Source organism: Streptomyces sp. NPDC020731 (assembly GCF_044334705.1).
Lineage (GTDB): Bacteria > Actinomycetota > Actinomycetes > Streptomycetales > Streptomycetaceae > Streptomyces.
On sequence record NZ_JBIRTN010000008.1, the window covers coordinates 53,482 to 72,233 of the forward strand.

The window sequence follows — 18,752 nt, forward strand, 5'->3', positions numbered from 1 at the left end:
ACGTACGCTGGGCCCATGGAGACGGGGAGCCCGCACGACACGGGGACAGCGGGAACGGGCGGGCCGGCGGTCCCGGGCGGCGAGGAGCCGGTGTGGATCGCGCTGCCCCCGGGACTGCTGAAGATGCGGCGGCTGCTGCTGGTGGTGTGGCTGGGGCTGCTGACCCTGGCCGCCGCGCTGGTGCCGGGGCTGCTGGCCGGGCCCGGCTGGGCCGCCTTCGCGCTGCTGCCGCTGGCCCTGCTGATCTGGGGCTGGGTGCTGCTGGGGCGGAACTGGCGTTCCTGGCGGTACGCGGAGCGCGCCGACGACCTGCTGATCAGCCGGGGCGTCCTGTGGCGCCAGGAGACGGTCGTGCCGTACGGGCGGATGCAGCTGGTCGAGGTCACCTCCGGGCCCGTGGAACGGCACTTCGGGCTGTCCAGCGTGCAGCTGCACACGGCGGCAGCGGCGACCGACGCCACCATTCCCGGCCTCGACCCGGCGGAGGCGGAGCGGCTGCGCGACCGGCTCACCGAGCTCGGTGAGGCCCGATCGGCGGGGCTGTGACGGCCCCCGACGTCCACCAGGACGTACGCGACCGGCTGCCCGTGTCCGAGAGGCGGTTGCACCCCGTCACCCCGCTCAGGCGGGCGTGGGCGCCCGTCGCGGTGCTGCTCGGGTGGGCGCTGCACGACCCCGACCAGGCGCAGCGCCAGCTGACCCGGCTGACGACGACGACCCTGCTGATCGGTCTCGCCGTACTCCTTCCGGCCGCCGCCCTCTACGGCTTCCTGACCTGGTGGTTCACCCACTTCGCGGTGACCGAGAGCGAGCTGCGCATCCGGACCGGGCTGCTGTTCCGGCGCACCGCGCACATCCGGCTGGAGCGGATCCAGGCCATCGACGTCACCCAGCCGCTGCTCGCGCGGGTGGCGGGCGTGGCGAAGCTCAAACTCGACGTCATAGGCACCGACAAGAAGGACGAGCTCGCCTTCCTGGGCGCCGACGAGGCACGTGCGCTGCGCGCGGAACTCCTCGCTCGGGCGGCGGGTTTCGCGCCGGAGACCGCGCACGAGGTGGGCGAGGCGCCGTCCCGGCAGATGCTGCGGGTGCCACCGGGCGTCCTCGCCGTCTCCCTTCTGCTGACCGGGGCGACCTGGGGCTGGCTCCTCGCCGCCGCCGTGGCGGTGCCGCTGCTGTGGATGGCCACCCACAGCCTGTGGACGGTGCTCGCCGCGGCCGTGCCGCTGCTCGGCGCCGTGGGCGCGAGCAGTGTGGGCCGGTTCGTCGCCGAGTACGACTGGACGCTGGGCGAGTCGCCCGACGGGCTGCGCATCGACCACGGGCTGCTGGACCGGGTGCACGAGACGGTGCCGCCGGGGCGCGTGCAGACCGTACGGCTCGTCGAGCCGCTGCTGTGGCGGCGGCGCAACTGGGTGCGGGTGGAACTGGACGTGGCGGGTTCGTCCAACTCCCTGCTGCTGCCGGTCGCTCCGCGCGAGCTCGCCGAGTCGGTCGTCGCGCGGGTGCTGCCCGGGGTGAGCGTGCCCCCGCGCGAGGCGCTCTCACCACCGCCGCGCCGCGCGCGGTGGTGCGTTCCGCTGTGGTGGCGGGGGCACGGACTCGTCGTCACCGACGCGGTGTTCGCCGCCCGGCACGGGCTGCTGCGACGCAGCCTGTCCCTGGTGCCGCACGCCAAGGTGCAGAGCGTACGGCTGGTCCAGGGCCCCTGGAAGCGGGCCCTGGGCGTCGCGGACGTCCACGTGGACACCGGCGCGAACAAGTCGGTGACGGCCCGCCTCCGGGACGCCGCGGAGGCGGCGGCCCTCCTGCGGTCCCAGGCGGAGCGCTCCCGCACCGGCCGCAGGGACGCCCTCCCGGACCGCTGGATGGCCTGACCGCCACAGGGTGCGGGAACGCCTGCCCGGTGCGTGGGAGCAGGCGCACGCGGAGTGCGGTCGGAAGGCCGCACACCGGCCCTGGGAGGCCCGCCCCGGCCACTGGACGGCCCGGCCCCGCACAGGCCTCGAAACGCCCGCCCGGGCCGCTGGGACGGACGGCGGCCCGGAGTGCGGTGGAAGGCCGCACACCGGCCCTGGGAGGCATCGCCCGCGCGGGCGGGCCCGGCGGAAGACCGACGGGCCCCGCGCGGTGTGCGCGGGGCCCGTCGGGGTGGTCGGTGTTTCAGGAGGCCGCGCTGCGCAGGCCCTCGACGTCGATGTGTTCCGTCTCGTCGTGTGCCGTCAGGTCGATCACCTGGCCGACGCCGCGTGCCTCCTCGTCGACGGGCTTGAACCGCGCCTCGGCCTCCGCCTTGTGCAGCGCGAGCGCCTCCTGGCCGACGACGTCGGCCAGGTCCTCGTTCTGCACGGCGTCCAGGGCGGCGCCGTCCGTGTCCTTCTTCGTCCCGAAGAAGTCGAAACCGCCCCCGGACACGGGCCGCCGTACCGGTGCGGTCGGCGGTACGACCGCCACCGCCGTCGGCACGGTGAAGTGCCCGGAGGGCTGCCGCGCGGGCTGGGCCGGAGGAGTGGTCGGCGCGGGGGAGGCGGTCGTACGCTCGTGCTCGTCGACCGCCTCGGTCTGCCCCTCGGCCTCGTCCTCCTGCTCCTGCTCCCGCTCGGGCTGCTTCGTGGGCTCGGGGCCGTCGTCCTCGGGGCCCTTGGGGGCGCCGTCGTCCTTCGGCGTGTCGTCGGCAGGACCGGACGCCTGGTCGGTCCGTACGGCCGTGTCGGCGCCGTCCTCTGCGGCGCCGGTGTCGTCGGCGAGCCGCGCCAGCGCCGCGCCGGCGCGCAGGAACAGCTTCGACCCCTCGGGCGAGAAGACGGAGGGAGCCTCCGGCGTCTCCTCGGTGACGGCCTCGTCCTGCTCCACCGTCCCGGGCACCGCCTCCGTGGGCGCCTCCGCGCCGTCGGGCGCTGCCGAGGGTCCCGCCGGCAGCGCGTGGGCCGGAACCGCGGCCTCTATCTCGAGCACCCGGCGTTCCTCCAGGACGCTCGCCCGGTCGACCTCCGACGCGGCGTACCGACGCAGCAGGGCCGCGTGCTCGTTGCGCAGCCCGGCGAGTTCCGCGCGCTTGGCGCGCAACCGCTGCTCCAGTTTCGCCCGCAGCTCGCGCGACTCCTCGAGGTCGGACTCCAGTTCGGCGACCCGCTCCTCGAAACGCCATTCGTCGCTCGCACGCGCGCGCGTGAGATCGGCGACGCGTTTGCCCGCCTGGGCGTCCCAGTGCCGCATGACGACGGCGCCGGCGATCGTCGTGGCCGCGGCGGCCGCGGCCAGGACACGAAGCACCATCGGTTGCGTGAACACCCAGGGCCCCAGGGCGCAGACGACGGACATGCCTGCGATCGCCGACGGGGGCAACATCCTGTGCAGGGGCGGGGAATGACGGTGACGTCCACGTGGCATGGCCAGAAACTTACCGCGCGTAGGCGAATGATGGTGCCCCGCCCCGTAAAAACAAAGCCGCACCGAGGCTTTCACAGGGCATCAGGGAACGCGGGTCCCACGTGAATAGACGTATTGCCCAATTATCAAGATCGTTTATTGCCCCGTGAACTGCCCGCCGAACTCCGTCCGGTGAACTCCACCCGGTGAACTCCCGTATCCCCGGCCGTCTTGCCGCACACAGTGCCCCCAAGGCACCGCCCTGGAGGGCGCAATGTCGCCGGATGCCCGAATCGGCACCGGTACGAGGGCCCCGCGCGAAACCACAGGGCACGATGTCGGCCGGGACGGGTGAGGACGTGCCGGGCGGTTCCCCCGGCCACTTGCCGCGAAGCCGCGGCACAACCGTCGCCGTCTCCCCCGGCGACAGGGCGGCGGCCACCCACCGCGTGGTCAACGGGGCGGCGCCGACCGGGGCGCGCTCCCGGGCCCCCGCCGTCATGGGCTGCTCGGGGACCGGCGGCGAGGTGTGGTCCCGGGAGACCGGACCGGAAGCCCTGGAACTCGCCGACGAGGCGGCGGTGGACGTCCGGGATCCCTCCCTCCCCGGCCGGCTACGGGACCCGGGCGAAACGTGTCCGTGGCCCGGAGGACGGTCCTGGACGTCCCGCCCGGCCCGAGGCGTACCCCAGCCCCTTGCTGGGCCTACGCTGAACATATGAGCAACCACAGCGGACGCCGCCAGGTCGCGGGCCTTCCTCCCTGGGACCGCTGTGCGGTCATGGGAGTCGTGAACGTCACCCCCGACTCCTTCTCCGACGGCGGCCGCTGGTTCGACACGACGACCGCCGTCAAGCACGGCCTCGACCTGGTCGCCCAGGGCGCCGACCTGGTCGACGTCGGCGGCGAGTCCACCCGGCCCGGAGCCACCCGCGTCGACGAGGCCGAGGAGCTCAAGCGCGTCATCCCCGTGGTCCGCGGCCTCGCCTCCGAGGGTGTCACCATCTCCGTCGACACCATGCGCGCCTCCGTCGCCGAACAGTCCCTCGCGGCCGGCGCCGCCCTGGTCAACGACGTCAGCGGCGGACTCGCCGACCCCGCCATGATTCCCGTCGTCGCCGCCGCCGGCGCCCCCTTCGTCGTCATGCACTGGCGCGGCTTCCTGGAAGGCGGCAACATCGAGGGCGTGTACGCCGACGTGGTCACGGAGGTCACCGAGGAACTGCACGCGCGCGTGGAGGCCGTCCTGGAAGGCGGAATCGCCGCCGACCGTGTGATCGTCGACCCCGGCCTCGGTTTCTCCAAGGGCGCCGACCACGACCTGGCCCTCCTCGCCCGCCTCGACCGCGTCCTGGCCCTCGGCCACCCGGTGCTGGTCGCCGCCTCCCGCAAGCGGTTCCTCGGGCGCGTCCTGGCCGGCCCGGACGGCGCGGCCCCGCCCGCGCGGGAACGCGACGCGGCCACCGCCGCCGTCTCCGCCCTCGCCGCGCAGGCCGGCGCCTGGGCGGTCCGCGTGCACGAGGTACGCGCCACCGCGGACGCCGTACGGGTCACGCGCGCCCTCGCGCAGGCGCGCACGGCGGACACCGCACCCTCCGAACCCGGCGCGCACGGCGCAGAAGGAGCCCGGTGAGCGCACCCCACACCGATGTCGAACACGTCGAGGCCGCCAACACCGCCTTCTACGAGGCGCTCGAAAGGGGCGACTTCGAAGAGGTCGCGTCGCTCTGGCTGACCCCCGGCGACCTCGGCGTCGACGAGGAGTACCACGACCCCGCGGACACCGGCGTGGTCTCCTGCGTCCACCCCGGCTGGCCCGTGCTCACCGGACGCGGCGAGGTACTCAGGTCGTACGCCCTGATCATGGCGAACACCGACTACATCCAGTTCTTCCTCACCGACACCCATGTCTCCGTCACCGGCGACACCGCCCTGGTGACCTGCACCGAGAACATCCTCAGCGGCGGCCCCGCCCCCGAGGCCGGCGAGGAACTCGGCCCCCTGGTCGGCCAGCTCGTCGTCGCCACCAACGTGTTCCGGCGCACCCCGTCCGGCTGGAAGCTCTGGTCCCACCACGCCTCCCCGGTCCTCGCCGAGGAAGAGGACGGCGAAGACGACGACACCCCGGCCTGAGTGGGTAGACGGACCTCGGGGCCCGTCGCCCCCTCGCCGGAAGCGGCTGGAATCACGACGGGGCGGGCAGGGGCCGCCACCACACCGTGAACCCCCGGCCTCCCCGGGGAACGGGCGGTGACATCGCCGGCCGCCGGCCCGTACCCGCACCCCGGGCCACCGGCCCTGTCGGTGCCCGCGGGTAGATTCAAGTGCAGGCCGGTGTGCCGCCCGAACCGGCACCGACCGGCCGGACCGACGACTGCAGGAGTGATTCGCGTGGATCGTGTCGCGCTGCGCGGCCTGAAGGCCCGCGGGCACCACGGTGTGTTCCCCAAGGAACGCGAGGAGGGCCAGACCTTCATCGTGGACCTCGTCCTCGGCCTGGACACCCGGCCGGCCGCGGCCGACGACGACCTGACGAAGACCGTGCACTACGGCATCGTGGCCGAGGAGGTCGTGGCGGTCGTCCAGGGCGAGCCCGTCGACCTCATCGAGACGCTCGCCGAGCACATCGCCCAGGTCTGTCTGAAGCACGACGTGGTGCAGGAGGTCGAGGTGTGCGTCCACAAGCCGGACGCGCCGATCACCGTGCCCTTCGACGACGTGACCGTCACCATCATCCGGAGCCGCGTATGACCAGGCCGTCCACCCAGGGCCAGACCGACCCGACCGTTCAGCCCGTCCCCGCCTCCGTGGTCGAGCAGGTCGACGCCGCCGACACCACCCTGCACAATCCGAAACGGGCCGTGGTCTCCCTCGGCGCCAATCTCGGCAACCGCCTGGAGACCCTCCAGGGGGCCGTCGACGCCCTGGAGGACACCCCCGGCATCCGGGTCAAGGCCGTCTCCCCCGTGTACGAGACGGAGCCGTGGGGCGTCGAGCCCGGCAGCCAGCCCTCGTACTTCAACGCGGTCGCGGTCCTGAAGACCACCCTGCCCCCGTCCTCCCTGCTGGAGCGGGCGCACGCGGTCGAGGAGGCCTTCCACCGGGTCCGGGACGAGCGCTGGGGGCCGCGCACCCTGGACGTCGACATCGTCTCCTACGCGGATCACCACTCCGACGACCCGCAGCTCACGCTCCCGCACCCCCGCGCCCACGAGCGTGCCTTCGTGCTCGCCCCCTGGCACGACGTCGACCCCGAGGCGGAGCTCCCCGGCCGCGGCCCGGTCGCCGATCTCCTCGGCGCGGTCACCCGTGAGGGCGTCACGCCCCGCGCGGATCTGGAACTCCGGCTGCCCGAGTAGCCGTTAAGGTCGAGACGACCACATTCCGGGGCACCGTCCGGGGAACGCGAAGGGACACCGTGAAAGAGCTGCGCATCAGGGTGCTGGCCGGCGTCTTCGTCGTGGCCGGGATCCTGTCCTGGGCCGGCGCCCGCCTCTGGAACTCCTTGGGCACCCTTCCGAGCGTGCCCGTGGCCGCGCCCATCGTCCTCGCCCTGATCGCGGTGGTCCTCGCGGCCACCGCGCTCTCCCTCCGCGCCCGCCTCAAGGCCCAGCGCGAGCGGCAGGCCGACGCCAAGGGAGTCGACCCCCTGATGGCGGCCCGCGCGGTCGTCTTCGGGCAGGCCAGCGCCCTGGTGGCCGCGCTCGTCGCCGGCATGTACGGCGGCGCGGGCGTCTTCCTGCTGGAGTCCCTGGACATTCCCGCCCGCCGTGACCAGGCCATCTACGCCGGCTTCTCGGTCCTGGCGGGCATCGGCGTCATAGCGGCGGCCATCTTCCTGGAGCGCGTCTGCAAGCTCCCGGAGGACGACGACACCAACGGCCAGGGCACGGTCCCGGCGGCGTGAGGCGCGCTCGCGTCAGCGCGCCATGATCAGGCTCATCGCCTCGTTGCGGGTGGCGGGGTCACGCAATTGCCCCCGCACGGCCGACGTGATCGTCTTCGCCCCCGGCTTCCGCACCCCCCGCATCGACATGCACATGTGCTCACACTCGACGACAACGATCACTCCACGCGGTTCCAGGATCTCCATCAAGGAGTCGGCGACCTGAGTGGTGAGTCGTTCCTGCACCTGCGGGCGCCGCGCGTAGACGTCCACGAGCCGAGCCAGTTTCGAAAGACCCGTGATCTTGCCGTCGACGGACGGAATGTAACCGACATGGGCAACTCCGACGAACGGCACCAGATGGTGCTCACAGCTGCTCAGGACCTCGATGTCCTTGACGAGCACCATCTCGTCGTGACCGAGGTCGAACGTCGTCGTCAGCACGTCCTCGGGCTTCTGCCACAGCCCCGCGAATATCTCCCGGTACGCCCGCGCCACCCGCGCCGGGGTCTCCAGGAGACCCTCCCGGTCGGGGTCCTCGCCGACCGCGATCAGAAGCTCGCGTACGGCGTTCTGGGCCCGCTTCTCGTCGAACTCGCCGATGGGGGCCATGCCGTCCAGCGTCACGGGGTCGGTCATGTGAGATGCCTCGTTCCTGTGCCTTCACGCGTGAGGGGCACGCGTCTCCACTGCGGGTACGCAAAATGCCGTGCCCCCCAGGCTAGAACCAGGGGGGCACGGCATCCATTCCGGGCCCGGTGGGGCCACCGGGAGCCTCGGGATCAGCTCTCGGGGCGTTCCTCCGGGGTCCGCTCCGGCGCCGGGACGGGGTCCGCCGCGGTGCTCTTGGCGGTGGTGATGGCCGGCGTCGCGCCGTTCGCCCCGTTCGTCAGGGCCAGCTCCTTGGGGGAGAGGACCGGCGGGCGGGTGGACGGCGTACGGCGGGAGGAACCGGTCCAGGCGGGCCTGGGCGGGCGCTTGACGATCGGCGCGAAGACCTCGGCGATCTCCTCCTTGCCCAGCGTCTCCCGCTCCAGGAGGGCCAGGACCAGGTTGTCGAGGACGTCACGGTTCTCGACGAGGATCTCCCACGCCTCGTTGTGCGCGGTCTCGATGAGCTTCTTGACCTCTTCGTCGACCAGCGCGGCGACCTCTTCCGAGTAGTCACGCTGGTGGGCCATCTCACGCCCGAGGAACGGCTCGGTGTTGTCGCCACCGAACTTGATCGCACCGAGACGCTCGGTCATGCCGTACTGCGTGACCATCGCGCGGGCCACACTGGTGGCCTTCTCGATGTCGTTGGCGGCACCGGTGGTCGGGTCGTGGAAGACGAGCTCCTCGGCCGCGCGGCCACCCAGCATGTAGGCGAGCTGGTCCAGCATCTCGTTGCGCGTGGTCGAGTACCTGTCCTCGTCCGGGAGCACCATCGTGTAGCCGAGGGCACGGCCTCGGGAGAGGATCGTGATCTTGTGGACGGGGTCGGAGTTCGGGGAAGCAGCCGCGACCAGGGCGTGTCCGCCCTCGTGGTACGCGGTGATCTTCTTCTCCTTGTCCGACATGATCCGGGTCCGCTTCTGCGGGCCCGCGACCACACGGTCGATCGCCTCGTCCAGCATCTTGTTGTCGATCAGCTTCTGATCGCTGCGCGCGGTCAGCAGAGCGGCCTCGTTCAGCACGTTGGCCAGGTCGGCACCGGTCATGCCGGGAGTGCGGCGGGCGACGGCCGAGAGGTCGACGTCCGGGGCGACCGGCTTGCCCTTCTGGTGCACCTTGAGGATCTCGAGGCGGCCCTGCATGTCCGGGCGGTCGACCGCGATCTGGCGGTCGAAACGGCCGGGACGCAGCAGCGCCGGGTCGAGGATGTCGGGCCGGTTCGTCGCGGCGATGAGGATCACGCCGCCCTTGACGTCGAAGCCGTCCATCTCGACGAGGAGCTGGTTCAGGGTCTGCTCGCGCTCGTCGTGACCACCGCCGAGGCCGGCGCCGCGGTGGCGGCCGACCGCGTCGATCTCGTCGACGAAGACGATGGCGGGAGCGTTGGCCTTGGCCTGCTCGAACAGGTCACGGACCCGGGAGGCACCGACACCGACGAACATCTCGACGAAGTCGGAACCGGAGATCGAGTAGAACGGCACACCGGCCTCGCCCGCGACGGCACGCGCGAGCAGGGTCTTACCCGTACCGGGCGGGCCGTAGAGCAGTACGCCCTTGGGGATCTTCGCCCCGACGGCCTGGAACTTCGCCGGCTCCTGCAGGAACTCCTTGATCTCGTGGAGCTCCTCCACCGCCTCGTCCGATCCCGCGACGTCGGAGAACGTCGTCTTCGGGGTGTCCTTGGTGATGAGCTTCGCCTTGGACTTGCCGAACTGCATGACGCGGGAGCCGCCGCCCTGCATCTGGTTCATCAGGAACAGGAAGACCACGACGATGAGGACGAAGGGCAGCAGGGACAGCAGAATGCTCACGAACGGGTTCTGCTTGGACGGCGAGACCGTGTAGCCGTCCGGGATCTGCTTGTTCTGGAACTTGTCCTGCAGTGTGCTGGCGATGGTGACGCCCTGGTCGCCGATATAGCTCGCCTGGATCTTCGAGCTGTCCTTGACCTCGACGCCGTCCTTGAGCTGGACCTTGATGGTCTGCTCGTCGCCGGTGGTCAGCTTGGCCGACTCGACCTTGTTCTCATTGATCGCCTGGACGACCTCGCCGGTGTCCACCGTCTTGTAGCCGCCGGACGAGCCGACGACCTGCATCAACACGACCACGGCAAGGACGGCCAGCACGATCCACATGACCGGCCCACGGAAGTATCGCTTCACGTCCATCCATACGGAGCGGTGCCGCCCCGTCCCTCCTGCCATAGTGAGTTTGATAAAGACTGTTCTTCGGACGGTACCCCAGCATGGGCCCCCGAAGCTGCGGGGGACAGCCGGCAATCGCGTCCACGAATGCTCCAACGCCGCGGAGCCCGCCGGGGTTCCCGATCACCGTACGGCGGACCGGGTCCCCGGGTTCAGCCGCCGTAGACGTGGGGCGCGAGCGTACCGACGAACGGGAGGTTGCGGTACTTCTCGGCGTAGTCGAGGCCGTAGCCGACGACGAACTCGTTGGGAATGTCGAAACCGACCCATTCCACGTCGATGGCGACCTTGGCGGCATCGGGCTTGCGCAGCAGCGTGCACACCTTGAGGGAGGCGGGCTCGCGCGAGCCGAGGTTGGAGATCAGCCAGGACAGGGTCAGTCCGGAGTCGATGATGTCCTCGACGATCAGGACGTGCCGGCCCTTGATGTCGGTGTCGAGGTCCTTGAGGATCCGCACCACACCGGAGGACTGGGTGCCCGCCCCGTACGAGGACACGGCCATCCAGTCCATCGTGACGGGAGTGGACAGCGCCCGCGCGAGGTCGGCCATCACCATCACCGCGCCCTTGAGCACGCCGACGATCAGCAGGTCCTTGCCCGCGTACTCCGCGTCGATCTTCGCGGCCAGCTCCACCAGCTTGGCGTCGATCTCTTCCTTGGTGATGAGCACCTTCTCGAGGTCGGCACCCATGTCTTTCGCGTCCACCCGCATCACTTTCGGTCGTCCCACCGGCCGGTCCGGTCCGCCCCGCGACTCGTACGGGTCGGTGGGGTCCGGATTCAGCCCTGCCGAATCACCAGTCTGCCACCCTGCCGGCGGGCGACGACCCGGCCGGGGAGATTGATGGCCCCCTGACCGCGCCAGCCGGTGATCAGCCGGTCGACTTCCTCGATGTGGCGGGCGAACAGCGAACCGGCCGGCGCGCCGGCCTCGATGGCGGCCCGGCGCAGCACACGGCGGCGTACGGCGGGCGGCAGGGCGTGCAGCGCGGCGCACTCCAGGCGGCCGTCGGCGTCGCGGACGCCGGCCTCGGCCCGGCCGGCCCACGCGTCGAGGGCGTCGGCATCGTCGCGGGAGAGCTGGGCCGTACGGGCGAGGGCCTCGACGACGCCCTTGCCGAGGGCCTTCTCCAGGGCGGGCAGGCCCTCGTGACGGAGCCGGGAGCGGGTGTAGGCGGGGTCGGCGTTGTGCGGGTCGTCCCAGACGGGCAGGGACTGGACCATGCAGGCCCTGCGGGCGGTCTGCCGGTCGAGCTGGAGGAAGGGGCGCCGGTAACGGCCGCCGGCCCCCGAGACCGCGGCCATTCCGGACAGGGAGCGGATGCCGGAGCCGCGGGCGAGGCCGAGCAGGACGGTCTCGGCCTGGTCGTCGCGGGTGTGGCCGAGCAGGACGGCGGTGGCTCCGTGCCGTTCGGCGGCGGCGTCCAGGGCGGCGTAGCGTGCGTCCCGGGCGGCGGCCTCGGGTCCGCCCTCGCGGCCCACGGTGACCGCGACGGACTCGACGGGGTCGAGGCCGAGTTCGCTCAGGCGCGAGGCGACGTCGGCGGCGCGCAGGCCGGAGCCGGCCTGGAGGCCGTGGTCGACGGTGACGCCGCCGGCGCGGACGCCGAGGCGGGGGGCTTCGAAGGCGAGGGCGGAGGCGAGCGCCATGGAGTCGGCGCCGCCGGAGCAGGCCACGAGCACGAGCGGGGAGGAGGGCCACTCGTGCGTCGCGCGGCCGGGGGCTCGGCCGTGGTCGTCGAGGATGTCGTTCAGGACGCGGCGGACCGCCAGGCGTATCGCCGCGACCGCAGGATGGGGACCCATGTCCGGTTCCCTTCATGAAGTTTTCGGGGGGTGAGCCCGAGATTCGGTCACTCAGAGTGTGTAGATGGTGACAGAACCGGGCCGTTCCCCGAGCATTGCACGCCTACTCAGGGCTCACGGTCCCTCGGACGGGTGATTGAAGGGGCGTCTGTCTGCCGTCGGCCGTGTACGGCGCATGACGGTGCGCGGGGCTCAGGCTTCCGGTTTACGGTGCACCCGTGTGATCCAGTCCGCCGGTTTGGCGATCTCCGCCTTGGTGGGGAGCGTGTTGGGCGAGGTCCACACCCGGTTGAAGCCGTCCATGCCGGCCTCCTCGACGACGGCGCGCACGAAGCGTTCGCCGTCGCGGTACTGGCGGAGCTTGGCGTCCAGGCCGAGCAGCTTGCGCAGGGCCATGTCCAGGCGGGAGGCACCCTTGGCGCGGCGCTGCTGGAACTTCTCCCGGATCTCGGCGACGCTCGGCACGACCTCGGGGCCGACACCGTCCATCACGAAGTCGGCGTGGCCCTCCAGCAGGGACATCACGGCGGTGAGACGGCCGAGGATCTCGCGCTGGGCGGGGGTCTGCACGATCTCGACGAGGGAGCGCCCCTCGTCGCCCTCCTCGCCCTCGGGACGGCCGCCGGCGAGCGACTGGGCGGCCTCGCGGACGCGTTCCAGGACGGTCATGGGGTCGACGTCGGTCTCCTCCAGGAACGACTGGATCTCGCCCTCCAGATGGTCCCGCAGCCAGGGCACGGCGGTGAACTGGGTGCGGTGGGTCTCCTCGTGGAGGGTCACCCACAGACGGAAGTCATGGGGTTCGACGTCGAGTTCGCGTTCGACGTGGACGATGTTGGGGGCGACGAGCAGCAGCCTCCCGGCGCCGTTCGCACCGGCCGGGAGGTCGCGGGTGGCGGGGGCGAAGGTCTCGTACTGGCCGAGGACGCGGGAGGCGAGGAAGGACAGCAGCATGCCCAGCTCCACGCCGGTGACCTTGCCGCCGACGGCACCGAGGACCACGTTGCCGGGGCCGGTGCCGCGCCGTTCCTGCATCTTGTCGAGGAGCGGTTTGAGCAGTTCGCGGAAGCCGGCGACGTTGGCCCGGACCCAGCCGGGGCGGTCGACGACGAGGACAGGGGTGTCGTGGGTCTCCTCGGTGCCCAGACGAGTGAAGCCCCGGACGTGTTCCTCCGAGGCTTTCGCGTGCCGGCGCAGTTCCGCGACGACGGCCCGGGCCTCGTCGCGGCTCACGTCGGGGCCCGGCCGCATGAGCCGGGTCGCGGTCGCGACCGCGAGATTCCAGTCGACCATCCCGGAAGAGGCAGCACCACCGATGCTCGTCATGCGTCAACGGTACGTGAGAGCCCCGGTTTCGGGCAGGACGGCGAGGTGACCGGGGTACCCCGGGGACGGCCGGTCACCGGCCCCGGGGGCGCGCGGCCGTTCGTCGTACCTCCGGTTTCTCGCCCTCCCCGGCGCCCCTTCCCGTCCCTGGGGGCTTCGCCCCCGGACCCCCTTCGCGTCCACGCGGCGGAGCCGCATGTCGATACGGCCCCGCGCCCCTTCTGAGCCGACGCCGGTTCCGGGTCGGGCGCCGACGGTCAGCGGCAGCCGCAGGACGACAGGGCCGTGGCTGCCTTGTCCAGGGCGGACTGGGCCGCTGTCGGGGCGGTGGTGGCGTTCGCCAGGAAGGCGAACGCCAACAGGCGGCCGTCCTTGTCGACGACCGTGCCCGCCAGTGTGTTCACACCGGTGAGCGTGCCGGTCTTGGCGCGTACGACGCCGGCCGCCCCGTCGGTGTAGCGGCCGGCGAGGGTACCGGTGAAGCCGGCGACGGGCAGGCCGGTGAGGGCGGGGCGCAGCTCGGGGTGGGCCGGGTCGCCGGCCTTGACGAGCAGGGCGGTGAGGAGGTCGGCGGTGAGTTTGTCGCGCCGGTCGAGGCCGCTGCCGTCCTTGATGTCGATGCCGGCGCCCTTCAGGGGGAGACCGAGGTCCTTCAGACGGGCGGTGATCGCCGCGCCGCCGCCGGCGAAGTCGGCGCTCTTTCCGGTGGCCAGGGCGGTGTGGCGGGCGAGGGCCTCGGCGAGGTCGTTGTCGCTGTTGGTCAGCATCCGCTCGACGAGGGCGGCCAGCGGGGGCGAGGAGACCGTGGCGAGGGTGGAGGCGCGGGTGGTGGCCTTCGAGGGGCCGGGAGGCGTGGCCTTGATGCCGCGTTCCTTCAGCAGGTCGCCGAACGTCCGCGCGGCGGCGGCCGCCGGGTCCGCGACCCGCGGGGCCGGGCCGCCGGCGGAGCCGTCGGTGCGGGCCTCGTCGACCATGAGGGGGGTGACGGCGGCGATGTTCGGGTTGACCCCGATCGGGTGGATCGTGGTGCCCTTGTAGAGGGTCGTGTCGTACGACAGCGTCACCTCGCGCACCCCGCGTCCGGCCAGGGCGGCGGCGGTCCGCTCCGCGAGGTCGCGCAGGCTCGCGAGGCCGTCGGCCTCCTTGCGGGCGGTGAGCGTGGGGTCGCCGCCGCCGACCAGGACGACCTCCTCGGTGTCGGGTTCGTACACCGCGCGGGTGGTGAGGCGGTGGTCGGCGCCCATCGCGGAGAGCGCGGCGACGGCGGTGGCGATCTTGGTGGTCGAGGCCGGGATGAGCGCGTCCCCGGAGCCGGTGCCGTAAAGCCGTTCGCCGGTGGACACGTCGACCACGGCGGCGGAACGGTGGCCGAGCGCCGGGTTCGTCAGCAGCGGGCCGAGGACGGCGCTGAGGGCCTTGCCGCCGGGCGCCGACTTCACGGTGGTGGCGGTGGAGCCGAGGCCGGTGAGCACGGAGATCGCCGACGGGACGGCCTGGGATCCGCGGGGCGGCGTACCGGCGTGGGCGCGGGTGCCGCCGTGATCTGTGCCACGCGCGGCTTCCAGGGCCACGGCCCGGTCCCGCTCGGCCGTACGCTGACCCGAGGAGTCCCAGGGACCGGCGGCGGTCACCACACCCGCGGCCAGCGCCAGACCGGCGGTGGCGGCGGTCGCGGTGAACTGCCAGGTCTTCGGCCGCGCGGCCCGCGGTGATCCCGGCCGGTCCGGCCGCGCGAACCGTGGTCCGACGGCCGCGGCGACGCGCGCCAGACGTGGCCGTACGGTCTCCGCGGCCCTGGCGAGACGAGGTCGTACGGCGTCCGTGATCCGCACGACGTGCGGTCCCGCGGCCCGCCAAGGCCTCAGCTCTGGCACGACCACCAGCCCCTTTCGCGATCACACACCTGCGTGAGGGACACTTAACCACCAGAACTATGTGCTGATCATGGAGGAGCGTCCGGTGGAGTTCGACGTCACGATCGAGATCCCGAAGGGTTCGCGGAACAAGTACGAGGTGGACCACGAGACCGGTCGTATCCGCCTGGACCGCCGCCTCTTCACCTCGACCGCCTACCCGACCGACTACGGCTTCGTCGAGAACACCCTCGGCGAGGACGGCGATCCGCTGGACGCGCTGGTCATCCTGGACGAGCCGACGTTCCCGGGCTGCCTGATCCGCTGCCGCGCGATCGGCATGTTCCGGATGACGGACGAGGCCGGCGGCGACGACAAGCTGCTGTGCGTCCCGTCGACGGACCCGCGCGTGGAGCACCTGCGCGACATCCACCACGTGTCCGAGTTCGACCGCCTGGAGATCCAGCACTTCTTCGAGGTCTACAAGGACCTGGAGCCGGGCAAGTCGGTCGAGGGCGCCAACTGGGTCGGCCGGGTGGACGCCGAGGCGGAGATCGAGCGGTCCTACAAGCGCCTCGAGGAGCAGGGCGGCCACTGAGTCCTCCCGCTGCGAGACGCAGGACGGGCCGCACGCGCGCGTGCGGCCCGTCCTGCTGTGCGTGCGCATACTGAGGCTGTACGGGGCAGGCTTACGGGCGGTGTCGTAAAGGGAGAGCGGAGCAGGTGACGGACGCGGAGGACCGCAAGCCGCAGTCGGACGAGGCGAGGAGCGTGTTCATACCTCCCACCAGTGTCACGGCACCGGCCGAGGCCGAGTCGTCGACGACGTCCGAGTTCGCCGTTCCCGACGGGCTGGCCGTCCCGAAGACCGGTACGGAGTCCGAGACGACTTCCGAATTCGCCCTTCCGGACGGTCTGGAGGTGGCCCCGCCGCCGCCCCCGGCCGAGACGGAGGGGTCGGCGTTCAGCACGCCGAGCACCTACAGCGCGAAGCAGGCGGCCGCGTTCACTCCGGCGAGCGGGATTCCGCTGGTCAGCCTGGCCAAGGACGTGCCGTGGCAGGACCGGATGCGCACCATGCTGCGCATGCCGGTGACCGAACGGCCGGCGCCGGAGCCGGTGCAGCGGCACGACGAGGCCGGGCCGGCCGTGCCGCGCGTGCTCGACCTGACCCTGCGTATCGGTGAGCTGCTGCTGGCGGGCGGTGAGGGCGCCGAGGACGTGGAGGCGGCGATGTTCGCCGTGTGCCGCTCCTACGGCCTGGACCGCTGCGAACCCAACGTCACGTTCACCCTGCTGTCGATCTCCTACCAGCCGTCCCTGGTCGACGACCCGGTGACCGCGTCGCGCACGGTGCGGCGCCGCAGCCCCGACTACACCCGGCTGGCGGCCGTCTATCAATTGGTGGACGACCTCAGCGACGACGAGACGCACGTCTCCCTGGAGGATGCCTACCGTCGGCTGGCGGAGATCCGCCGCAACCGGCATCCGTACCCCGGCTGGGCGCTGACCGCGGCGAGCGGGCTGCTCGCGGGGGCGGCATCGGTGCTCGTCGGCGGTGGCTTCCTGGTGTTCGTGTCGGCCGCGATCGGCGCGATGCTCGGCGACCGGCTGGCCTGGCTGTGCGCGGGGCGCGGGTTGCCGGAGTTCTACCAGTTCACGGTGGCCGCGATGCCGCCGGCCGCGATCGGGGTGGCGCTGACGCTGGCGCACGCGGACGTGAAGGCGTCCGCGGTGATCACCGGTGGGCTGTTCGCCCTGCTGCCCGGGCGGGCGCTGGTGGCCGGTGTGCAGGACGGCCTGACCGGCTTCTACATCACGGCGTCCGCGCGTCTGCTGGAGGTCCTGTACTTCTTCGTGGGCATCGTGGCCGGGGTGCTGACGGTGCTGTACTTCGGCGTGCAGCTGGGCGCCAACCTGAACCCGGACGCGGCGCTCGGCGTCTCCGACGAGCCGCTGTGGCAGATCGCCGCGTCGATGCTGCTGTCACTGGCCTTCGCGGTGCTGCTCCAGCAGGAACGGTCCACCGTGCTCATGGCGACCCTGAACGGCGGGGTCGCCTGGGTGGTGTACGGCGCGATGCACTACACGGGCGACATCTCGCCGGTGGTCTCCACGACCGCGGCGGCGGGCCTCGTGGGCCTGTTCGGGCAGCTGCTGGCCCGGTACCGGTTCGCGTCCGCGCTGCCGTACACCACGGCGGCGATCGGACCGCTGCTGCCCGGTTCCGCCACGTACTTCGGTCTGCTGGGCATCGCCCAGAACGAGGTCGACTCGGGGCTGACGTCCCTCACGAAGGCCGTGGCGTTGGCCATGGCCATCGCGATCGGGGTGAACCTCGGGTCGGAGATCTCGCGGATCTTCCTGCGGATCGGCTCCGCGGAGAAGCGCCGGGCGGCCAAGCGGACGCGGGGGTTTTAGCGCGGGCGCCGTCCGGTTCCGGGCACCGTCCGGCGCGGGCCCGGTGAGCAACGGCGGCCGTGGGCCGGACGGGGCCGGTCGCGCCCGCGCGGCGGAGCCGCATGTCGACACGGCCCCGCGCCCTCCGGGGCGCTTCAGTAGCCCCGGTTGTACGGCTGCTGCTGGTTCTGGTCGTAGTACTGGTCGCCGTACGGCTGCTGCGGCTGCTGCGGCTGCTGCGGCTGCTGCGGCTGCTGCTGCTGCGGGTACCCCTGGTCGCCGTACGGCTGCTGGGGCTGCTGGGGGTAGCCCTGGTTGCTCTGGGGGTAGCCCTGGTTGCCGTAGTGCTGCTGCTGGGGCTGCTGCGGGGCGGGCGGGGTGATGCGGCGCAGCTGGGTCGTGGCGTCGTCCATGGCCGGGGCCTGCGGGGCGGCGGCCGGGGTCTCGGCGGCGGCGCGCTTCTTCTTCCCGCGCTCGCGCAGGTACTCGATGATGATCGGCACCACGGAGATGAGGACGATCAGGACGAGGATCGGCTCGATGTTGGTCTTGATGAGCTCGATCTGGCCGAGCCAGTAGCCCGCGAGGGTGACGCCGCTTCCCCAGGCGACACCGCCGATGAGGTTGTACGTGAAGAACGTGCGGTACTTCATGCGGCCGGCGCCGGCCACGATGGGGGCGAACGTGCGTACGATCGGGACGAAGCGTGCCAGGACGATCGCCTTGGGGCCGTACTTCTCCATGAACTCGTGCGCCTTCTCCAGGTTCTCCTGTTTGAAGAGCTTGGAGTTCGGCCGGTTGAACAGCTTGGGTCCGAAGAACTTGCCGATCATGTAACCGACTTGGTCGCCGATGACGGCAGCCAGCACGATCAGCGTGCACACCAGCCACAGCGGCTGGCTGATGTAATTGCCCTCGGCCACGAAGAGACCCGCCGTGAACAGCAGGGAGTCACCGGGCAGGAACGCGAAGAGTCCGGACTCCGCGAAGACGATCAGCAGGATGCCGGGAAGGCTGAAGGTCTCGATCAGGTAGTCCGGGCTCAGCCACTCAGGGCCGAGCGCAAGCGTGGTCACGGGGATGTGGCTCCTGCAGCTGGGGGGTAAGGGCTGGGCTGGCTGCCCAAATTATGAACGCAGCCGTCGAGGCCCAGGTTCCGCGGGGGTACCCAGGATGCCCTGTGCCCCGCCCCGGAGAAAGCTGTGAGCCACCGCCGTACGGGATACGCGCTGGTCGTGGCCCGGGTGTGAGCC

17 protein-coding genes and 1 pseudogene are annotated in these 18,752 nt (G+C 71.8%); 10 read left to right on the plus strand and 8 right to left on the minus strand.

The annotated features are described in order from the left end of the window. The first annotated feature begins 15 nt into the window (after positions 1 to 15). Positions 16 to 546, plus strand: coding sequence for a PH domain-containing protein (locus ACH4VX_RS14095; protein WP_398367659.1), 531 nt, complete (start codon positions 16 to 18; stop codon positions 544 to 546). Further along, positions 543 to 1,877: a PH domain-containing protein gene (locus tag ACH4VX_RS14100; protein WP_398367660.1), complete on the plus strand. Its 1,335-nt coding sequence runs from the start codon at positions 543 to 545 to the stop codon at positions 1,875 to 1,877. The genes ACH4VX_RS14095 and ACH4VX_RS14100 overlap by 4 nt, the downstream gene beginning before the upstream one ends. A gap of 286 nt (positions 1,878 to 2,163) precedes the next feature. Here the strand turns inward: ACH4VX_RS14100 and ACH4VX_RS14105 are convergent, their stop codons facing one another. Continuing rightward, positions 2,164 to 3,390 carry a hypothetical protein gene (locus tag ACH4VX_RS14105; RefSeq protein ID WP_398367661.1) on the minus strand — a complete coding sequence of 409 codons (1,227 nt, stop codon included), beginning with the start codon at positions 3,388 to 3,390 and terminating at the stop codon, positions 2,164 to 2,166. Between the two features lie 350 nt (positions 3,391 to 3,740). On the opposite strand from ACH4VX_RS14105, the pseudogene ACH4VX_RS14110 reads away from it, so the two are divergent. From ACH4VX_RS14110 to ACH4VX_RS14135, 6 genes and pseudogenes are all read left to right on the plus strand, one after another. Then, a pseudogene (locus ACH4VX_RS14110) lies at positions 3,741 to 3,983 on the plus strand (hypothetical protein); the annotation flags it as partial. A 104-nt stretch (positions 3,984 to 4,087) separates the two neighbouring features. After that, positions 4,088 to 5,002 carry a dihydropteroate synthase gene (gene folP / locus ACH4VX_RS14115; protein ID WP_398367662.1) on the plus strand — a complete coding sequence of 305 codons (915 nt, stop codon included), beginning with the start codon at positions 4,088 to 4,090 and terminating at the stop codon, positions 5,000 to 5,002. After that, the gene (locus tag ACH4VX_RS14120; protein WP_398367663.1) at positions 4,999 to 5,502 is read left to right on the plus strand and encodes a nuclear transport factor 2 family protein; all 504 of its coding nucleotides are present in this window, start codon (positions 4,999 to 5,001) and stop codon (positions 5,500 to 5,502) included. The genes folP and ACH4VX_RS14120 overlap by 4 nt, the downstream gene beginning before the upstream one ends. 258 nt (positions 5,503 to 5,760) lie before the next feature. Then, a complete protein-coding gene (gene folB, locus ACH4VX_RS14125; RefSeq protein WP_398367664.1) occupies positions 5,761 to 6,120 on the plus strand; it encodes a dihydroneopterin aldolase in 360 nt (119 codons plus the stop codon). After that, positions 6,117 to 6,728 (plus strand): 2-amino-4-hydroxy-6-hydroxymethyldihydropteridine diphosphokinase, encoded by a 612-nt coding sequence (gene folK, locus ACH4VX_RS14130; protein ID WP_398367665.1) that lies wholly within the window; start codon positions 6,117 to 6,119, stop codon positions 6,726 to 6,728. The genes folB and folK overlap by 4 nt, the downstream gene beginning before the upstream one ends. 59 nt (positions 6,729 to 6,787) lie before the next feature. Further along, positions 6,788 to 7,276 carry a DUF3180 domain-containing protein gene (locus ACH4VX_RS14135; RefSeq protein ID WP_398367666.1) on the plus strand — a complete coding sequence of 163 codons (489 nt, stop codon included), beginning with the start codon at positions 6,788 to 6,790 and terminating at the stop codon, positions 7,274 to 7,276. A 12-nt stretch (positions 7,277 to 7,288) separates the two neighbouring features. On the opposite strand, the gene folE is transcribed toward ACH4VX_RS14135, so the two are convergent. From folE to dacB, 6 genes are all read right to left on the minus strand, one after another. Continuing rightward, complete coding sequence (gene folE, locus ACH4VX_RS14140) at positions 7,289 to 7,894, minus strand: GTP cyclohydrolase I FolE (RefSeq protein ID WP_398367667.1); 606 nt, start codon at positions 7,892 to 7,894, stop codon at positions 7,289 to 7,291. Between the two features lie 143 nt (positions 7,895 to 8,037). Further along, positions 8,038 to 10,077, minus strand: a complete 2,040-nt coding sequence (ftsH, locus tag ACH4VX_RS14145; protein ID WP_398367887.1) for an ATP-dependent zinc metalloprotease FtsH — start codon at positions 10,075 to 10,077, stop codon at positions 8,038 to 8,040. A 188-nt stretch (positions 10,078 to 10,265) separates the two neighbouring features. Further along, positions 10,266 to 10,826 (minus strand): hypoxanthine phosphoribosyltransferase, encoded by a 561-nt coding sequence (gene hpt / locus ACH4VX_RS14150; RefSeq protein ID WP_030828096.1) that lies wholly within the window; start codon positions 10,824 to 10,826, stop codon positions 10,266 to 10,268. 68 nt (positions 10,827 to 10,894) lie between these two features. Beyond that, positions 10,895 to 11,920: a tRNA lysidine(34) synthetase TilS gene (gene tilS / locus ACH4VX_RS14155; RefSeq protein ID WP_398367668.1), complete on the minus strand. Its 1,026-nt coding sequence runs from the start codon at positions 11,918 to 11,920 to the stop codon at positions 10,895 to 10,897. 192 nt (positions 11,921 to 12,112) lie between these two features. Next, positions 12,113 to 13,246, minus strand: coding sequence for a zinc-dependent metalloprotease (locus ACH4VX_RS14160; protein WP_398367669.1), 1,134 nt, complete (start codon positions 13,244 to 13,246; stop codon positions 12,113 to 12,115). Positions 13,247 to 13,503: 257 nt separating this feature from the next. Beyond that, the gene (gene dacB / locus ACH4VX_RS14165) at positions 13,504 to 15,126 is read right to left on the minus strand and encodes a D-alanyl-D-alanine carboxypeptidase/D-alanyl-D-alanine-endopeptidase (RefSeq protein ID WP_398367670.1); all 1,623 of its coding nucleotides are present in this window, start codon (positions 15,124 to 15,126) and stop codon (positions 13,504 to 13,506) included. Between the two features lie 79 nt (positions 15,127 to 15,205). Between dacB and ACH4VX_RS14170 the strand changes: the two genes are divergently transcribed. Next, positions 15,206 to 15,697, plus strand: a complete 492-nt coding sequence (locus tag ACH4VX_RS14170) for an inorganic diphosphatase (protein WP_398367888.1) — start codon at positions 15,206 to 15,208, stop codon at positions 15,695 to 15,697. Positions 15,698 to 15,822: 125 nt separating this feature from the next. Continuing rightward, positions 15,823 to 17,520: a threonine/serine exporter ThrE family protein gene (locus ACH4VX_RS14175; protein ID WP_398367671.1), complete on the plus strand. Its 1,698-nt coding sequence runs from the start codon at positions 15,823 to 15,825 to the stop codon at positions 17,518 to 17,520. 134 nt (positions 17,521 to 17,654) lie between these two features. Here the strand turns inward: ACH4VX_RS14175 and ACH4VX_RS14180 are convergent, their stop codons facing one another. Beyond that, positions 17,655 to 18,575: a DedA family protein gene (locus ACH4VX_RS14180; RefSeq protein WP_398367672.1), complete on the minus strand. Its 921-nt coding sequence runs from the start codon at positions 18,573 to 18,575 to the stop codon at positions 17,655 to 17,657. Between the last annotated feature and the right edge of the window lie 177 nt (positions 18,576 to 18,752).